Origin of the sequence: Curtobacterium sp. MCPF17_047 (assembly GCF_003234045.1) — a bacterium.
Lineage (GTDB): Bacteria > Actinomycetota > Actinomycetes > Actinomycetales > Microbacteriaceae > Curtobacterium.
In genome coordinates, this window is sequence record NZ_QKSF01000008.1 from 108829 (window position 1) to 123907 (window position 15079).

Here is a 15079-nt window from a genome sequence, read left to right on the forward strand (position 1 = left end):
AGCCTGCCACGGCGCTACCGTGGGCTGCACCGACGAGGGAGCACCCATGGCAGCACGCGACGACGCGTCCGAGACCACCTTCACTGCCGAGGAGCAGGCTGCCATGCGCGAGCACGCGGCCGAGGTGAAGGCGAGCCGGAAACGCGGGACGACGAAGGCCGAGAAGGCGGCGCTCGACGCCCAGGCCGTGGTCGACAAGATCGCCGCGATGCCCGAGCCCGACCGGGGCCTGGCTGAACGGATCCACCGGATCGCGCTCGAGGCTGCTCCCGACCTGGCACCGAAGCTCTGGTACGGCATGCCCGCGTACGCCAAGGACGGCGCCGTCGTGTTCTTCTTCCAGGACGCGGGGAAGTTCACGGCGCGCTACTCGACGCTCGGGTTCCAGGACCCGGCGACACTGGACGACGGATCGTTCTGGCCGACCTCGTTCGCGGTGACGCCGGAGTTCTCCGGCGCCGACGAGCAGGCCGTCGCCGAGCTCATCCGTCGCGCGACGGCCTGAGCCCCGCCTCGATCCGCTCGAGCAGGCCGACGGCGGACACCACGGCGGCAGCGTCGATGCCCTGCGCCCCGAGCGCTGTCCGGAGCGCCTCCGCCCACCGGGCCCGCAGCACGCCGATGTTCTCGGCCGCGAGCGCCGTCGGGAACAGCTGTGCGGTCCGGGCGTCGTCCGGGTGCGTACGGCGTTCGACCATGCCCTTCGCGACGAGCGACCCGAGCGCGACGCTGAGGTTGCTCCGCCGGAGCGCGGTCGCGTCCGCCGTGGCACTCGGCGTCGTCCCCGGGTTCGTGTCGACCCAGCGCATCACCAGGACCTCGGTACCGGTCAGTGGCACGACGTCGACCGCGCGCGGACCGGTCGGGTCGAGCTCCCGCGCGACGCTGAGGACGACGTCCGCGAGCCGGGCCAACGCGTCGTCGGAGGTCGGGGAGGTCATCCCCGCACCGTAACCCGCGCCGACGGACAGCCTGCTGGGCGACGGACGGCGCTCAGTGCCGTGCGGTGAGCGCCGGGCGCCGCAGCACGGGGATGCGCGGCATCGCCCAGTCCACCCAGACGAGCCGGGCGGCCGGCGCGACGGCGAGCGCCCACACCACCGACGCGACGGTGTCGGTCGGGTAGTGCACGGCGTCGATGGTGAGCGACAGCACGACCACCACGACGACCACGGTGCCGAGCGTCACCGCGAGGGTGTGCCATCGGGTGTCGCGGAGCACCCACGTCAGGGCGATGACGATGGCGACGATGAAGACCGTGTGCCCGCTCGGGTACGAGGGGTCGGGCTGCGTGGCGAACGGGTGCGGCAGCAGCGACGTGTCCGGGCGGGGGCGCTGGACGAGTTCCTTGACGAGGTCCGATGGCACCCAGGTGATCGCGACCGTCCCGGCGAACGCGGCCGCCGGGCGGACGTCGCGCTGCACGGCCCAGACCACCCCGGTGACGATGATCGTGACGCCGATCGCCGGGGCGGGGCTGATCACGTGGTAGACCGCGGTGGCGAACGCCCCGAGGGGTCCGGTGTGCAGGGTGTTCAGCGCGTGCGCGAGGCCGAAGTCGACGTCGCCGAGGACGAACCCGACGATCGTGATGACGATCACGGTGCCGAGGGCGATCGCGAGCGTCGCGAGCGGGTACGGCGTGCGCACGAGGATGCCGGTCGACGTGCGCTCCCGGCGGGCGGGCGTCAGGGTGGGCGCGTCGGTCATCCGCTCATCCTCCAGCCGGCGCACTGCTGCCGTGCCGAGAGTCCGGCCCCGGCAGATCAGAGAGCGCTCAGCCCCGCCTCGGCCGCCCCTCTGACGACGAGCCGCCGCACCTGCGCCGCCGCCCCCAGCGCCACGGCGTCCGGCCCGAGCGCCGACTGCTCGACCCGGATCGTCGCGCCGCTGACCGGGGGTTCCGCCGCGAGGGCCGCGGCGACGGCCGGCGCGAGCAGGTCCCACGACCGTGCGACACCGCCGCCGATGACGACCGTCGTCACGTCGAGGATCCCCGCCGTGAGCAGGACGGCGCGGGCGACGCCCCACCCCGCGGTCGTGAAGACGGCCTGCGCGTCCGGGTCCCCGGCACGTGCGGCCTCGGCGACCTGGTGTGTGCCGAGTCGTCGGCCGGTGCTGGCGGCGTAGCGGTCCGCCATCCCGCGGGCACCCGCGACGGTCTCGAGGTGTCCGCGCTGCCCGCAGGTGCAGGGGGTGTCGCCGAAGCCGGGCACGTGGCCGATCTCGCCCGCGGCACCGTGCGGTCCGCCGAACAGCGAGCCGCCCAGGACGAGGGCACCGCCCACGCCGGTCCCGAGCGTCATGCCGAGCACGTCCGACTCCCCCGCGACGGCGCCGGTGGCGACCTCGCCGAGCAGGAACGCGTTGACGTCGTTGTCGAGCGTGGCCGGCACCCCGAGCCGTGCGGTGACGGCGTCGGTGACGCCGTACCCGGCCCAGCCGGTGAACGAGTTCGCGGTGACGAGCACCGTGCCCGTGGTCGGGTCGACGACACCGGCAGCGCCCACCCCGACACCCGCCAGGGAGGCCCGGTGCCGGTCGAGCAGGGACCGCACCGCCGCCTCGGCCGCGTCGAGGATCGCGTCGCCGCCGTCGTGCGCGGGCGTCGGCAGGTCGATGCGGTCGAGGACCTCGAGGTCGGTGGTGGCGAGCAGGACCTTGGTGTTCGTCCCGCCGACGTCGATGCCGGCGACGACCTCCGCGGTCACGGGGTCACCGCGGCGAGGGAGGCCAGGCGCTCGGTCCGACGCTGTCGTTGCACCACCGGGTCCGGGACCGGCACGGCGGCGAGCAGCCGTCGGGTGTAGTCCGTGGTGGGGTGCAGGAGCGTCGAGCCGGTCGGGCCCTGCTCCTCGACCGCGCCGGCGCGCATCACGACGACCCGTTCGGCGAACTGCTGCACGACGGCGAGGTCGTGCGAGACGAACAGGCACGCGAAGCCCAGGTCGGCCTGCAGGTCGGTGAGGACCTCGAGCACGGCCTCCTGCACGCTGACGTCGAGCGCGCTGGTCGGTTCGTCGGCGACGAGCAGCCGCGGGTCGAGCACGAGCGCCCGGGCCAGGCTGACCCGCTGGCGTTGCCCGCCGGAGAGTTCCCGGGGAGCCCGTGTGGCCAGGGTGCGGGGCAGGCGGACGGCGTCCAGGACCTCGTCCACGCGGCGGCGACGGTCGGCGCCCGAGGTCCGCCGCCGGTGGATGGCGAGCGGTTCGGCGATGCACTCGCCGACGGACATCCGTGGGTCGAGGGACGCCACCGGGTCCTGCAGCACCACGCCGATGCCGGAACGGAGCGCCAGGCGGTCCCGTCCACGGGTACGGCGGAGGTCCGAGCCGAAGAGCCGGACGCTGCCGGCGGTGGGGCGGACCAGGCCGAGGGCGACCCGGGCGGCGGTGGACTTCCCCGAGCCGGACTCGCCGACCAGGCCGACGGTCTCCCCGGCGTGCACGGTGACGTCGATGCCGCGCAGGGCGTGCACCGCGCGGGCGCCGCGGCCGAAGGTGACCGAGACGTCGCGCAGGTCGACCACCGGGGGCGCGGCGGGCCTCCCGTCCGCATCGTCGGCGGACGCCGGCCGGTCCGCGATGGCCGGGCGTGCGTCGGCCGAGCCGTCGGCGACCGACGCGGCGGTCTGGAGGCGCGGCACCGCGGCCAGCAGCCGCTCGGTGTACTCGTGCTGGGGCCGGAGCAGGACGTCCTCGACGCCGCCGGTCTCCACGATGGAACCCTGCAGCATCACGGCGACCCGGTCGGCGAAGTCCGCGACGACGCCCATGTTGTGGGTGACGAGCAGTACCCCGGTGCCGGTGTCGACGGCGAGCGCCCGGAGCAGCTCGAGGATCTCGGCCTGCACGGTGACGTCGAGCGCCGTGGTCGGTTCGTCGGCGATGAGGAGCGCCGGCTCGTTGGCGATCGCCATCGCGATGACCACACGCTGCCGCTGACCGCCGGAGAGCTGGAACGGGAAGGCCTTCGCGCGCTCCTCCGGGGACGGGATGCCGACGCGGCGGAGGAGTTCGACGGCCTCGGTCGCGGCGGACGCGGCGGACACCTGCCGGTGGTTCCGGATGACCTCGGCGATCTGCGCCCCGACCCGGGTGAGCGGGTCGAGGGCGGTGGCGGGCTCCTGGAACACCATCGAGACCGTGCGGCCGCGGAGCCGCCGGAGTTCGGGTTCCGGCGCACCGACGACCTGGTGGCCGTCGACGACCGCGCTGCCGGTGACGGTCGCGTTGCCGGAGAGCAGCCCCATCGCGGCCAGCGCGACGGTCGACTTGCCGGAGCCGGACTCGCCGACGAGGGCGAGGGTCTCACCGGGGGCCACGGCCAGGGAGACGCCCTGGACGGCGTGCACGTCGCCGGACTCGGTGCTGAAGTGCACCCCCAGGTCGTCGACGGCGAGGATCGGTTCGGTGGCGGTCATCCGCGGCCCTTCACGTCGAATGCGTCCCGGAGTCCGTCGCCGACGGCGTTGAGCGCGCAGACGACGAGGATCACGGCGAGTCCCGGCGGCACGATCAGCCACCAGCGACCGGAGTAGGCGGCGGTGAGTCCCGCCGAGAGCATGCCGCCCCAGTCCGTGGCCGGCGGCTGCACGCCGAGGCCCAGGTAGGAGACGTAGGCGACCAGGAGGATCGCGTCGGCGACCTGGAACGTCGCGGCCACGACGATGGTCGACACCGAGTTCGGCAGCAGGTGTCGGCCGACGGCACGGGCGTGCGAGCCACCGATGGCGCGGAGGGTGAGCACGAAGTCGCGGTTCTTCAGTGTCAGGGTCTCGGCGCGGATGAGCCGGGAGGGCACGAGCCAGGACACGAAGCCGAGGATCACGATGAGGCCCCAGACGCCCGGGGTGGTGATCGCCGAGATGACGAGCAGGATGAACAGCGCCGGGATCGCGATGCCGGCGTCGACGACGCGCATCATCACGGCGTCGACCCAGCCGCCGACGTACCCGGCGACGGAGCCCCACAGTGTGCCGACGACGGTGGCCAGGATCCCGGCGGCGATGCCGACCATGAGCGAGACCTTGCCGCCGTACATCAGGCGGCCGAGGACGTCGTGGCCGACGGCGTCGGTGCCGAGCAGGTGGGCGCCGCTCGGGCGCTGGTTCGCCTGCTCGAGGAGGGTGTGGGTCTGGTCGGTCGGGTACAGGAAGGGTCCGACGAAGCAGAACAGCACGATGAGGACGAGCACGGCCAGGCCGATCACGGCGAGGGTGTTGTGCCGGAACCGGCGGGCGGCGAGCCGGAAGCCGGTCGCGGCGACCGTGACGGGGGCGCCGGGCGTCTCGGGGGCGAGTTGGACGGTGGTCATGCGCGGCCTGCCTTCACACGGGGGTCGATGAGGGACTGGGCGACGTCCGCGAGCAGCGTGCCGATGACGGTCGCGACGGAGATCACGAGCACGCAGCCGAGCAGCGTCGGGTAGTCCGACGTCTGCGCCGCGTTCCAGAACAGCAGCCCCATGCCGGGGTAGTTGAACAGCTGCTCCGTGACGAGCGCCCCGCCGAAGAGCACCGGCAGGTAGTAGCCGAGCATCGCCACGACCGGCGTCAGCGAGTTCCGGAAGACGTGTCGGCGCAGGATCGTCGCCGTCGACGAACCGCCGGCGCGGGCGGTGCGGACGTAGTCCTCCTGCAGGTTCTCCAACGTCGCCGCCCGCATGTAGCGGCTGAAGACGGCGATCATCGCGAGGGCGCCGGTGAGCACCGGCAGGACGAGGCCGGCCGGCTGCTGGAACACCTCGGCGAGGGTGGTGCCGCTCGGCGCCTGCGACGGCAGCCACGGCAGCTGCTGGCTGAACACGATGATGAGCACGAGGCCGAGGAAGAACGCGGGCGTCGCGTAGAAGACGAACGCCAATGCGGTGGCGGCGTAGTCGATCGCTCCGTTGCGTCGGGCTGCCTGCCACATGCCGACCGGGATCGCGATGACGATCCCGAGCACGGCGGAGAGTCCGGTGAGGACGAGGGTCTTCGGGATGCGCTCCTGGATCAGTTGCGAGACCGGTTCGTTGAGCGTGTACGAGGTGCCGAGGTCACCGGTGAGCAACCGTCCGAGGAACCGGAGGTACTGCACGGGCAGCGACTGGTCGAGGCCCTGCGTCTGGTTGAACGCGGCGATCTGGGCGGGCGTCGCGGAGACGCCGAGCACGCCGCGGGCGGGTCCGCCGGGCAGCGCGTGCAGCAGGCAGAACACCACGACGGTGACGATGAGGATCACCGCGAGCGCCTGCAGGACGCGGCGGGTGAGGTAGAGGGCAGTGGTCATGCTGCTTCCGTTGGTCGGATGCTGACGGGACTCCCGGGAGGCGCGGTGCGGGTCGGACCCGCACCGCGCCTCCGGAAGGGGCTCAGTGGGCTACTTGGTCCACTTCCACTGCGCGGGGTGGAAGTTGGCGAGCGAGTCCTGGTCGAACCCGGTCAGACCGCTCTTCTTGACGGAGATCTGGTAGTCCGGGCTCGGCAGCCAGATCACGGGCAGGTCCTTCGCGACCGCGGCGCTGTAGTCCTGCACGGCGCTCGCGTCGGTGGAGGTGGTCGTCGCGTCGATGAGGGAGTCGACCTGCTTGTTCGAGTAGCTGCCGAAGTTCGCCGAACCGCCGGTGGAGAACAGCGACTCACCGGTCGGGTAGGCCGGGAAGTACCAGCTGCCGGCGGTGCCGAAGAAGGACAGGTCCCAGTCGCAGCTGGGCTCGTCGGCGGTGCAGGTCGGGGTCTGCGACAGGACGCTCGACACCGGGGCCGTCTTGATCGAGAAGCCGATGCCGGTCTTCTCGAGGGACGACTGGATGGCGCTCATCATGTTGTCGGTGACGGTCGAGCCGGACTGCGAGAGCACCTTCATGGCGAACTTCGTGCCCTCGGCGACGCCCTTGCCGCACTGGCTGGACGAGGTGCCCGGGTCGGTGCAGACCATGGTGCCGCCCTGCTTCGTCCAGCCGTGACTCGTCAGCAGTGCCGCGGCCTTCTTCGTGCTGAACGGGTACGGGTTGTCCTTCTGCACGTCCGAGACGTAGTCGGACTCCTGCGCCTGCGGGATCGGCCCGTAGGTCGAGGTGGCGGTGCCGTTGAAGACGACCTTCGACAGGGACTTCTGGTCGATCGACATCTGCACGGCCTGCCGGGCGTACAGCTGCTTGAAGACGGCGCCCATGTCCGGGTTGTTGAAGTTGTACGGCATGTACGTGATCGCCCAGCCGGTCCACGGGTCGACCTCGTAGCCCTTCGACGTGAAGGAGTCCTTCTGGTCGAGGTCGGTGGCGTTGATGTAGCCGTAGTCGACCGCACCGGAGCGCAGCGCGTTCGTCTCGGCGTCCGCGGTGGTGAAGGGCAGCAGGTTGACGGTCTTGATCGATGCCTTCTCGCCCCCGTCGTACTTCGGGTTCGCGGTGAGCTGGACCTTGCCGGCGGTGGTGAACGACGACAGGCCGTAGGGGCCGGAGATCGTCTTCCACAGGTCGTCGGAGTCGTAGTCGGCGATCTTGCCCGCGGCGGTGTTGAGGAACTTCCAGACCTGCTTCGCCCCGGTCGCGGTGCGGTCGGCGTCGGTCACCTCGCCGGAGGCACTGGTCTTGTCCCAGGCGTGCTGGGGCAGCGGGATGATGTAGCTCAGCTGGTTGGCGAGCATCCAGTCCTTGTTGTACGCCTTGTCGAACGTGATCGTGAAGTGCGTGTCGTCGACGGTCGTGAAGGACGTCCAGTTGTCCGGCGCCTTGCCCTCGGAGTACGAGCCCCAGTCCTTCGCGTTCGCCTTGATCAGGTTGAACCAGAACTCCGCGTCGCGGCTCGTGATCGGCTCGCCGTCGGACCAGTGCCGGTCGCCGAGCGTGATCGTGACGCTCTTGCTGTCCGAGGCGAAGTCGGCGGCGGTGGCGACGGACCCGGGCTTGTCCCAGCCGATCTTGCCGGTGGAGCCGTCGTAGGCGATGAGGCGCTCGTACAGCGACTGCGCGATGGAGCCGTTGTTGGTGTTGAGGTGCGCGGCGGTGCCGATCGGCAGGATCCAGTTCGGCGTGAAGTTCGCCGGCAGCGCGTAGTCGATCTCGTCGGACTTCGTGCCGGTGGTGGCGGAACCGCCCCCGGAGCACCCGGCGAGCAGTGCGCTCACCGCGAGCGCGGCTCCGGTGAGGAGGGCCCAGCGACGGGGCTTGGTCATGCGTGTCTCCTTGCGCGAGGACGCCATCGTCGGCGTGGTGGAGGGACGGGAGTGCGACCAGGACCAGGCCCCGGTGGCACGTGCACAGTCAATGGCCGAAGTCGTTGGAAAAACAAACGTTCTCGTGTAAATAGTCTGTTTCTGCGGAACGGCGGAAAGCGCGGACCGACACTTCTGCCCCGTAGGCTCGGTGACGTCGGGCGGTCACCGCGCCCGGTTGACGCCGATTGGAGAAAGTCGTGCCGGACCTCAGCTCGCGCGTGCTCGAACTCATCGCCAGCGGACAGGCGTCGAGCCGCACCGAGATCGCCCAGGTGCTCGGTGCCGCCCCCTCGACCGTGTCCCACGTCGTCGGTCAGCTCCTCACGCACGGCATCCTCGCCGAGGAGGGCACCGACGTCTCCACCGGCGGCCGGCCCCGCAAGGTCCTCCGGATCGGCGGCACCGACGAGTACGCGGTCGCCGCCGACCTCGGTGGCGGTCACGTCCGGATCGGCATCGTCCTGCCGGGAGGCGCGCTCGAGTCCGTCTCGACCGTCCCGTTCGCGCTCGCCGACGGTCCGACCGCCGGCCTGGCGGCTCTCGCGGAGCTCCTCGACGCCCTGGTGACCGAACGCGGACGGGACGGACTGCGCGGAGTCGGGCTGAGCCTCCCGGGCCCGGTCGACGTCGAGGCGGGCGTCGTCGACCTGCCGAGCCGGATGCCCGGATGGAACGGCTTCCCGGTCGCCGCGTGGCTCACCGAGCACTTCGGGGTGCCGGCCGCGATCGACAATGACGCGAACTGCATGGCCGCGGGCGAGCAGACCGTGCAGCCGTCCACCCGACGCCAGGCGATCACGGTGAAGGCCGGGTCGGCGATCGGCGCCGGGATCATCATCGACGGCCACCTCTACCGCGGCTCGACCGGTGCCGCGGGCGACATCACGCACGTGCGCATCGACGCCGCCGGCGACACCCCGTGCTCGTGCGGCAACACCGGTTGCCTCGAGACGGTGGCGTCCGGCGCCGCACTCGTCCGGATCCTCCGTGAAGCCGGCGTGGACGTCAGCTCCACGCAGGACGTGGTCCGGCTGGCGTCGGAGGCGCACCCGGAGACGACCCGCGCGGTCCGCCTGGCCGGGCGGTACCTCGGCGAGGTGCTCGCCGCGAACGTGAACTTCTTCAACCCGGACGCCGTCTCCCTCGGCGGCATCCTCTCCACCCTCGATCCGTTCGTCGCCGCCGTGCGGAGCCAGCTCTACGAGAGCTGCCACCCGCTCGTGACGCAGCACCTCGTCATCGAGCGCGCATCGCTGGGCGCCGACGCCGGACTCGTCGGGGCCGGCCAGTTCGCCCTGCAGCGCGGGCTGGCGGCATCGCTCGAGGAACTGTCCACCCCCGTCCCGCTGCGCACCACCAGGAACAGGAGCACCCGTGTCTGACACCGGAACCACCGCCGACACCCGACGTCCGGTCATCGCGATCGCCGGCCTGGCCATCGAGACGTCGACGTTCACGCCGACCCGCACCCCGGCCGCCGCCTTCCACCCGGACCGTGGCGACGAGGTCGTCGCCCGGTACGACTTCCTCGCACCGCTGTCCGAGCGTGCCGAGTTCCGGGGCGCCCTGATCGGCCACGCGCTGCCCGGCGGGGTCGTGCTCCGCGAGTCCTTCGAGGAACTCAGCGCCGAGATCACCGACCGACTGTCCGCGATCGCCGCCGACACCACCATCGACGGGCTGTGGTTCGACATCCACGGCGCGATGGTGGTCGAGGGGCTCGACGACGCCGAGACCACGCTGCTCGAACGGATCCGCGCGGTGGTCGGCCCGGACGTCGTCGTGTCGGCGTCGATGGACCTGCACGGCAACGTCTCGCGCGGACTCGCCCACCAGTGCGACCTCATCACCTGCTACCGGATGGCCCCGCACGAGGACGCCCTCGAGACGAAGGAGCGCGCGGTCCGCAACCTGGTCGACGTGCTCACCACCCGGCCGGTCGGCGCACAACGGCCGCTGAAGGCCTGGATCCCGGTGCCGGTCCTGCTGCCCGGCGAGAAGACCTCGACCCGCATCGAACCCGCGGCGTCCGTCTACGCACAGGTCTCCGACGTCGAACGAGGCGAGGGCGTGCTCGACGCCGCGATCTGGGTCGGCTACGCCTGGGCCGACCAGCCCCGGAACCGTGCCGTCACCGTCGTCACCGGGTGGGACGAGGACGCCGTGAGCGCCGGGGCCGAACGGCTGGCGCGGGCGTTCTGGGACGCCCGCGAGGACTTCGCCTTCGTCGCACCGACCGGGTCGTTCGACGAGTGCCTGGCCGCCGCGCTCGCCCCCGGGGCCGCCCGCCCGTACTTCGTCTCCGACTCGGGCGACAACCCGACCGCCGGCGGCTCGGGCGACATGACCTGGGGCCTGACGCAGCTGCTCGCCCGCGACGAGTTCCGGAGTGCCGACGGCCCCGTCGTCCTCTACGCCAGCGTCCCCGGCCCCGCCGCGGTCGCCGCCTGCGTCGAGGCCGGCGTCGGGGCGATCGTCACCGTCACCGCCGGTGCCGAGGTCGACGACCTGCACGCCGGACCGCTCACCATGACCGGGCGGGTGCACGCGGTCAAGACCGGCGACCGGGACGCGCGGACCGAGGTCGTGCTGCAGGTCGGCAGCGTCTTCGCGATCCTCACCGAGCTGCGGAAGCCATACCACCACGAGCACGACTTCACCGACCTGGACCTCGACCCGCGGAGTGCCGACCTGGTCGTCGTGAAGATCGGGTACCTCGAGCCGGAGCTGTACGACATGGCCGCCGACTGGATGCTCGCGCTCACCCCCGGCGGTGTCGACCAGGACCTCGAACGCCTCGGCCACCACCGGATCGAACGGCCGGTCTTCCCCTTCGACCGGACCTTCCCCGAGCCGCCCGACCTGACCGCCCGGATCATCCCCGCGTCCGACCGACCGCTCGGAGCCCACGCATGACCGGACGCCCCGCCACCCGCTCGCTCGAGATCGCCGTCACCTCGGCGACCGGGGCCGCGACCGCACTGGCCGGGGGTGCCGACCGGGTGGAACTCTGCAGCGCCCTGGAACTCGGCGGGCTCACCCCGTCGCAGGGGCTCGTCGAGGCCGCCGTCGCCACCGGGATCCCGGTGCACGTCCTGGTCCGCTGCCGTCCGGGCGGCTTCGTGCACGACCCCGACGAGGTCGACCTGATGGAGCGCGAGCTCGTCGCCGTCCTGCGTTCCGGGGCCACCGGCGTCGTGGTCGGCGCGCTCCGCCCGGACCGCACGCTCGACGCCGACACCCTGACGCGCTTCGTGGCCGCCGCACGCACCGAACGCCCCGACGCCGAGGTCACGCTGCACCGGGCGATCGACCACGCCGCCGACCCGGTCGCCGCCGTAGCCGGACTCGCGGGCCTCGGGTTCACGCGGGTCCTCACCTCCGGTGGCGCCCCGACCGCCCTCGCCGGTGCCGACACCATCGCCCGGATGGTCGTGGCCGCGGGTCCCGTCCAGGTGATGACCGGCGCCGGGGTCACCCCGGCGGACGTCCCCGTGCTCCTCGCCACCGGCGCCGCCGCCGTGCACCTCTCGGCCAAACGTCTGGCGGACACCGCGCACGGGGGCGTCCCGATGGGCGCAGGGGACGCGGGGACCGGTCACTTCGAGACCGATGCCGAGGTGGTGCGGGCGGCACGGGCCGCAGTGGACGGACACCGCGGCTGACGCGGGCGATGGGTCGGGCGCGCCCAGGGCCTCCCGGCCGTGCCGTGCGTGCCGCGGCCTGCCGAGCGGTGAGCCGGTCAGTCCTCGGCGTGCACGCCGCCGCGGAGCGTCACGCTCGGCAGCTCCCCGAACCGTTCCCGGTACGCGCCGGAGAACCGGCCGAGGTGGGCGAAGCCCCAGTCCCGGGCGACCTCGGCGACCGCGGCGGTCGACGGGTCCGCTGACCGGAGCGCCTCGTGCACGGCGTCGAGCCGGACGTTCCGCAGGTGCGCGAGCGGGGAGACCCCGACCGAGCGGTTGAAGGACTGCTGGAGGCCGCGGGGGCTCATGCCGGCGGCAGCGGCGATGTCCGCGAGGGTGACGACGCCGTGCGCGTGCTCCTGGATGTACGTCAGGGCATCGCGGAGCCGTTCGCTGCTCGTGGTCGCGGGGACGTCCACCGGGAAGGTGGCGACGACGACGCGGGCGACGCGGAGGTTCAGCTCGGCACGCGCTCGACCCTCGACCTCCGGCGCGGTGATCGCCGTGCCGAGGGTCTGCAGCGCCGACCGGAGCGGCGCCAGGTCGGTGTCCGACTCGACCCGGCGGAACCGCAGCGGGCCGGCCACCTGCACGCCGTCGGCGGCGAGCGCCGAGCGGAGCAGCCGATCGGACAGGTGCAGCATCGACACGCGGCTGGTCGCGGCCTCGAACTCGTACCGGAGCGAGGCGGCGAGCAGGAACGGCTGGCCCGGACGCACCGCGGAGCGGACACCGTCCTCCCCGGTGATGACGGCGCTGCCGTCACCGATCCAGAACACGATGTGCGACGGTCGGGGTTCCATCGTCCCGGTGCGGGGGCCCTCCACGGCGGAACCGCTCAGGGACAGGTCGGCGTCGCCCGCGCCCGTGTAGCGGAACGCGGAGCGCTCGTCGCCGATGCCACCGCCGGTACCGTACTTGTCGTCGAGGACGGCAGGACGGGTCGCACTCGTCCCCGCCAACCGGACGGCGCGGAAGCCGTCGGGGGTCCCCGAGCTCGGGCGCACATGGGTCACGACCTGATGTTCCCATGCCCGTCCGCCGCACGCGAGCACCGCGCCGCCCGTCGTCCGCCGTCGGGGTACGCCGTCATGCGCCGCCTCGGGGTACGCCGATCGATGCCGAGCACAGTCGCCGACCGGTAGAAGGAGTCATGACCTCCTCCACGCGGAACCCGCTCGGCGTCACCCTCGTCGACGGCGGCGCCAACGTCGCCGTCTTCTCCAGCACTGCCGAGCGCATCGAGTTCTGCCGGTTCGACGACGACGGCACCGAGCACCGGACCGAGCTGACGAAGCGCACCGGCTACACCTTCCACGACGTCGTGCCGGACGTCACCGTCGGCACCCGCTACGGCTTCCGCGTCCACGGCGCCTGGGACCCGGCGAACGGCCTGCGCCACAACGCGGCGAAGCTCCTGCTCGACCCGTACGCCACCGCGATCGACGGTGACTACCGATGGGGCCAGGAGCTGTTCGGCCACGACATGAACGAGCCGGAGCAGATGGACGAGTCCGACTCGGCCGACGCCATGCCGCGCTCCGTCGTCGCCGACCGCTCGTTCGACTGGCAGGGCGACACCCGACTCGAGACCCCGCTCGCCGACACCGTCGTGTACGAGGTCCACGTGAAGGGCTTCACCAAGCAGCACCCCGACGTGCCCGAGGAGATCCGCGGCACCTACGCGGGCCTGGCACACCCGGCCGCGATCAAGCACCTCACCGACCTCGGCATCACCGCCGTCGAGCTGCTGCCGATCCACCAGTTCGTGCAGGACTCCACACTCGTGGACAAGGGCCTCCGCAACTACTGGGGCTACAACAGCATCGGCTTCTTCGCCCCCCACAACGAGTACTCCGCCTCGGGCACCGCCGGCCAGCAGGTCACGGAGTTCAAGGAGATGGTCAAGGCCCTGCACGCCGCAGGGCTCGAGGTCATCCTGGACGTCGTCTACAACCACACCGCCGAGGGCAACCACATGGGCCCGACGCTCTCCTTCAAGGGCCTCGACAACCAGTCGTACTACCGCCTGGTCGAGGGCGACGAGGCCAACTACTTCGACACCACCGGCACGGGCAACAGCCTGAATGTGTCGCACCCGAACGCGCTCGGGCTCATCACCGACTCGCTCCGCTACTGGGTCGAGGAGATGCACGTGGACGGCTTCCGCTTCGACCTCGCCACCACGCTGACCCGGCAGGACGGCGAGGCCGAGAAGCACTCCGCGTTCCTCGACATCATCCACCAGGACCCGGTACTCCGCGACGTCAAGATGATCGCCGAGCCGTGGGACACCGCGGGCTACCAGGTCGGCGGCTTCCCGGCCGACTGGTCGGAGTGGAACGGCAAGTACCGCGACGACCTCCGCTCGTTCTGGCGCGGCGACGAGGGCACGCTCGGCGACGCCGTGCAGCGCGTCCTCGGCTCCCCCGACGTCTACGAGGGCTCGCGCCGGTCGCCGCTCTGCTCGGTCGACTTCGTCACCGCGCACGACGGCTTCACGCTGGCCGACCTCACCATGTACGCCGAGAAGCACAACGAGGCGAACGGCGAGGACAACAACGACGGCGAGAGCAACAACACCTCGTTCAACGGCGGCATCGAGGGCCCGAGCGACGACGAGAGCGTCAACGACTACCGCAACCGTCAGCGGCGGAACTTCCTCGGCACGCTGCTGCTCTCGGCCGGTGTGCCGATGATCCTCGGTGGCGACGAGATCGCCCGCTCGCAGGGCGGCAACAACAACGCCTACTGCCAGGACGACGAGATCTCCTGGTTCGACTGGGCCCGCGCCGACCAGGACCTGCTCGCCTTCACGACCGCGGCCATCGCGTTCCGCAAGCAGCACGTCGCGCTCCGTCCGGAGTGGTACCGCACCGCGCCGGGCATCTCCCCCTCGACGGTGTCGGTGCTCCGTGCCGACGCGAACGACTTCGAGGACGGCGACTGGACCGACGGCGGCAACCGGGCCGTGATCCTGGTGCTCGGACAGGGCGACGACAGCATCGCGTTGCTGCTCAACGCCTCGGAGACGACCGTCGAGTTCACCCTGCCGGAGCGTCCGGGCGGCGGCTCGTGGTCCCTCGGCCTGTCGAGCGACCCCGACCAGGCCGTGGACGACGACGCGACGACCCTGCTCGTCCGCGACGCCTCCTTCACGGCCCTGCAGTAGCCCGAGAGGACAGTGAGTCC

The 15079-nt window shown here is 72.0% G+C and carries 13 protein-coding genes; 5 read left to right on the forward strand and 8 right to left on the reverse strand.

Annotated features, from left to right (window positions below; translation table 11 throughout):
• The first annotated feature begins 46 nt into the window (after positions 1 to 46).
• A complete protein-coding gene (locus tag DEJ33_RS09970) occupies positions 47 to 505 on the forward strand; it encodes an iron chaperone (RefSeq protein ID WP_111076833.1) in 459 nt (152 codons plus the stop codon).
• Here DEJ33_RS09970 and DEJ33_RS09975 read toward each other — a convergent pair.
• The 7 genes from DEJ33_RS09975 to DEJ33_RS10005 form a co-directional block, all read right to left on the reverse strand.
• Positions 483 to 941: a MarR family winged helix-turn-helix transcriptional regulator gene (locus DEJ33_RS09975; protein WP_111076834.1), complete on the reverse strand. Its 459-nt coding sequence runs from the start codon at positions 939 to 941 to the stop codon at positions 483 to 485. The genes DEJ33_RS09970 and DEJ33_RS09975 overlap by 23 nt on opposite strands.
• Positions 942 to 993: 52 nt before the next feature.
• On the reverse strand, positions 994 to 1710 hold the full coding sequence (locus DEJ33_RS09980; RefSeq protein ID WP_111076835.1) for a phosphatase PAP2 family protein: 717 nt from the start codon (positions 1708 to 1710) through the stop codon (positions 994 to 996).
• Positions 1711 to 1766: 56 nt separating this feature from the next.
• Positions 1767 to 2711, reverse strand: a complete 945-nt coding sequence (locus DEJ33_RS09985; RefSeq protein WP_111076836.1) for an ROK family protein — start codon at positions 2709 to 2711, stop codon at positions 1767 to 1769.
• The gene (locus tag DEJ33_RS09990) at positions 2708 to 4423 is read right to left on the reverse strand and encodes an ABC transporter ATP-binding protein (RefSeq protein WP_111076837.1); all 1716 of its coding nucleotides are present in this window, start codon (positions 4421 to 4423) and stop codon (positions 2708 to 2710) included. The genes DEJ33_RS09985 and DEJ33_RS09990 overlap by 4 nt, the downstream gene beginning before the upstream one ends.
• Positions 4420 to 5316, reverse strand: coding sequence for an ABC transporter permease (locus DEJ33_RS09995; RefSeq protein WP_110903875.1), 897 nt, complete (start codon positions 5314 to 5316; stop codon positions 4420 to 4422). The genes DEJ33_RS09990 and DEJ33_RS09995 overlap by 4 nt, the downstream gene beginning before the upstream one ends.
• Positions 5313 to 6272 carry an ABC transporter permease gene (locus tag DEJ33_RS10000; RefSeq protein WP_111076838.1) on the reverse strand — a complete coding sequence of 320 codons (960 nt, stop codon included), beginning with the start codon at positions 6270 to 6272 and terminating at the stop codon, positions 5313 to 5315. Before DEJ33_RS10000 ends, DEJ33_RS09995 begins: the two co-directional genes overlap by 4 nt.
• A gap of 90 nt (positions 6273 to 6362) precedes the next feature.
• A complete protein-coding gene (locus DEJ33_RS10005; RefSeq protein ID WP_111076839.1) occupies positions 6363 to 8159 on the reverse strand; it encodes a peptide ABC transporter substrate-binding protein in 1797 nt (598 codons plus the stop codon).
• A gap of 239 nt (positions 8160 to 8398) precedes the next feature.
• Here DEJ33_RS10005 and DEJ33_RS10010 point away from each other — a divergent pair, with 239 nt between their 5' ends.
• Genes DEJ33_RS10010 through DEJ33_RS10020 form a run of 3 tightly spaced genes read left to right on the forward strand, consistent with a single transcriptional unit; the run spans position 8399 to position 11866 of the window.
• A complete protein-coding gene (locus DEJ33_RS10010; RefSeq protein ID WP_111044470.1) occupies positions 8399 to 9583 on the forward strand; it encodes an ROK family protein in 1185 nt (394 codons plus the stop codon).
• Positions 9576 to 11117, forward strand: coding sequence for a M81 family metallopeptidase (locus DEJ33_RS10015; RefSeq protein ID WP_111076840.1), 1542 nt, complete (start codon positions 9576 to 9578; stop codon positions 11115 to 11117). Before DEJ33_RS10010 ends, DEJ33_RS10015 begins: the two co-directional genes overlap by 8 nt.
• Positions 11114 to 11866 (forward strand): copper homeostasis protein CutC, encoded by a 753-nt coding sequence (locus DEJ33_RS10020; RefSeq protein WP_111076841.1) that lies wholly within the window; start codon positions 11114 to 11116, stop codon positions 11864 to 11866. Before DEJ33_RS10015 ends, DEJ33_RS10020 begins: the two co-directional genes overlap by 4 nt.
• Before the next feature lie 77 nt (positions 11867 to 11943).
• On the opposite strand, the gene DEJ33_RS17485 is transcribed toward DEJ33_RS10020, so the two are convergent.
• Complete coding sequence (locus tag DEJ33_RS17485; RefSeq protein ID WP_220034473.1) at positions 11944 to 12903, reverse strand: AraC family transcriptional regulator; 960 nt, start codon at positions 12901 to 12903, stop codon at positions 11944 to 11946.
• A 137-nt stretch (positions 12904 to 13040) separates the two neighbouring features.
• Between DEJ33_RS17485 and glgX the strand changes: the two genes are divergently transcribed.
• Positions 13041 to 15059, forward strand: coding sequence for a glycogen debranching protein GlgX (glgX, locus tag DEJ33_RS10030; protein ID WP_111076842.1), 2019 nt, complete (start codon positions 13041 to 13043; stop codon positions 15057 to 15059).
• The last annotated feature ends 20 nt before the right edge of the window (positions 15060 to 15079 follow it).

What these genes read in the sequence shown, in the direction of transcription:
- DEJ33_RS09970 (WP_111076833.1), top strand. Translation starts at nt 47, where the DNA reads ATGGCAGCACGCGACGACGCGTCCGAGACCACCTTCACTGCCGAGGAG.
- DEJ33_RS09975 (WP_111076834.1), bottom strand. Translation starts at nt 941, where the DNA reads ATGACCTCCCCGACCTCCGACGACGCGTTGGCCCGGCTCGCGGACGTC.
- DEJ33_RS09980 (WP_111076835.1), bottom strand. Translation starts at nt 1,710, where the DNA reads ATGACCGACGCGCCCACCCTGACGCCCGCCCGCCGGGAGCGCACGTCG.
- DEJ33_RS09990 (WP_111076837.1), bottom strand. Translation starts at nt 4,423, where the DNA reads ATGACCGCCACCGAACCGATCCTCGCCGTCGACGACCTGGGGGTGCAC.
- DEJ33_RS09995 (WP_110903875.1), bottom strand. Translation starts at nt 5,316, where the DNA reads ATGACCACCGTCCAACTCGCCCCCGAGACGCCCGGCGCCCCCGTCACG.
- DEJ33_RS10000 (WP_111076838.1), bottom strand. Translation starts at nt 6,272, where the DNA reads ATGACCACTGCCCTCTACCTCACCCGCCGCGTCCTGCAGGCGCTCGCG.
- DEJ33_RS10005 (WP_111076839.1), bottom strand. Translation starts at nt 8,159, where the DNA reads ATGACCAAGCCCCGTCGCTGGGCCCTCCTCACCGGAGCCGCGCTCGCG.
- DEJ33_RS10020 (WP_111076841.1), top strand. Translation starts at nt 11,114, where the DNA reads ATGACCGGACGCCCCGCCACCCGCTCGCTCGAGATCGCCGTCACCTCG.
- glgX (WP_111076842.1), top strand. Translation starts at nt 13,041, where the DNA reads ATGACCTCCTCCACGCGGAACCCGCTCGGCGTCACCCTCGTCGACGGC.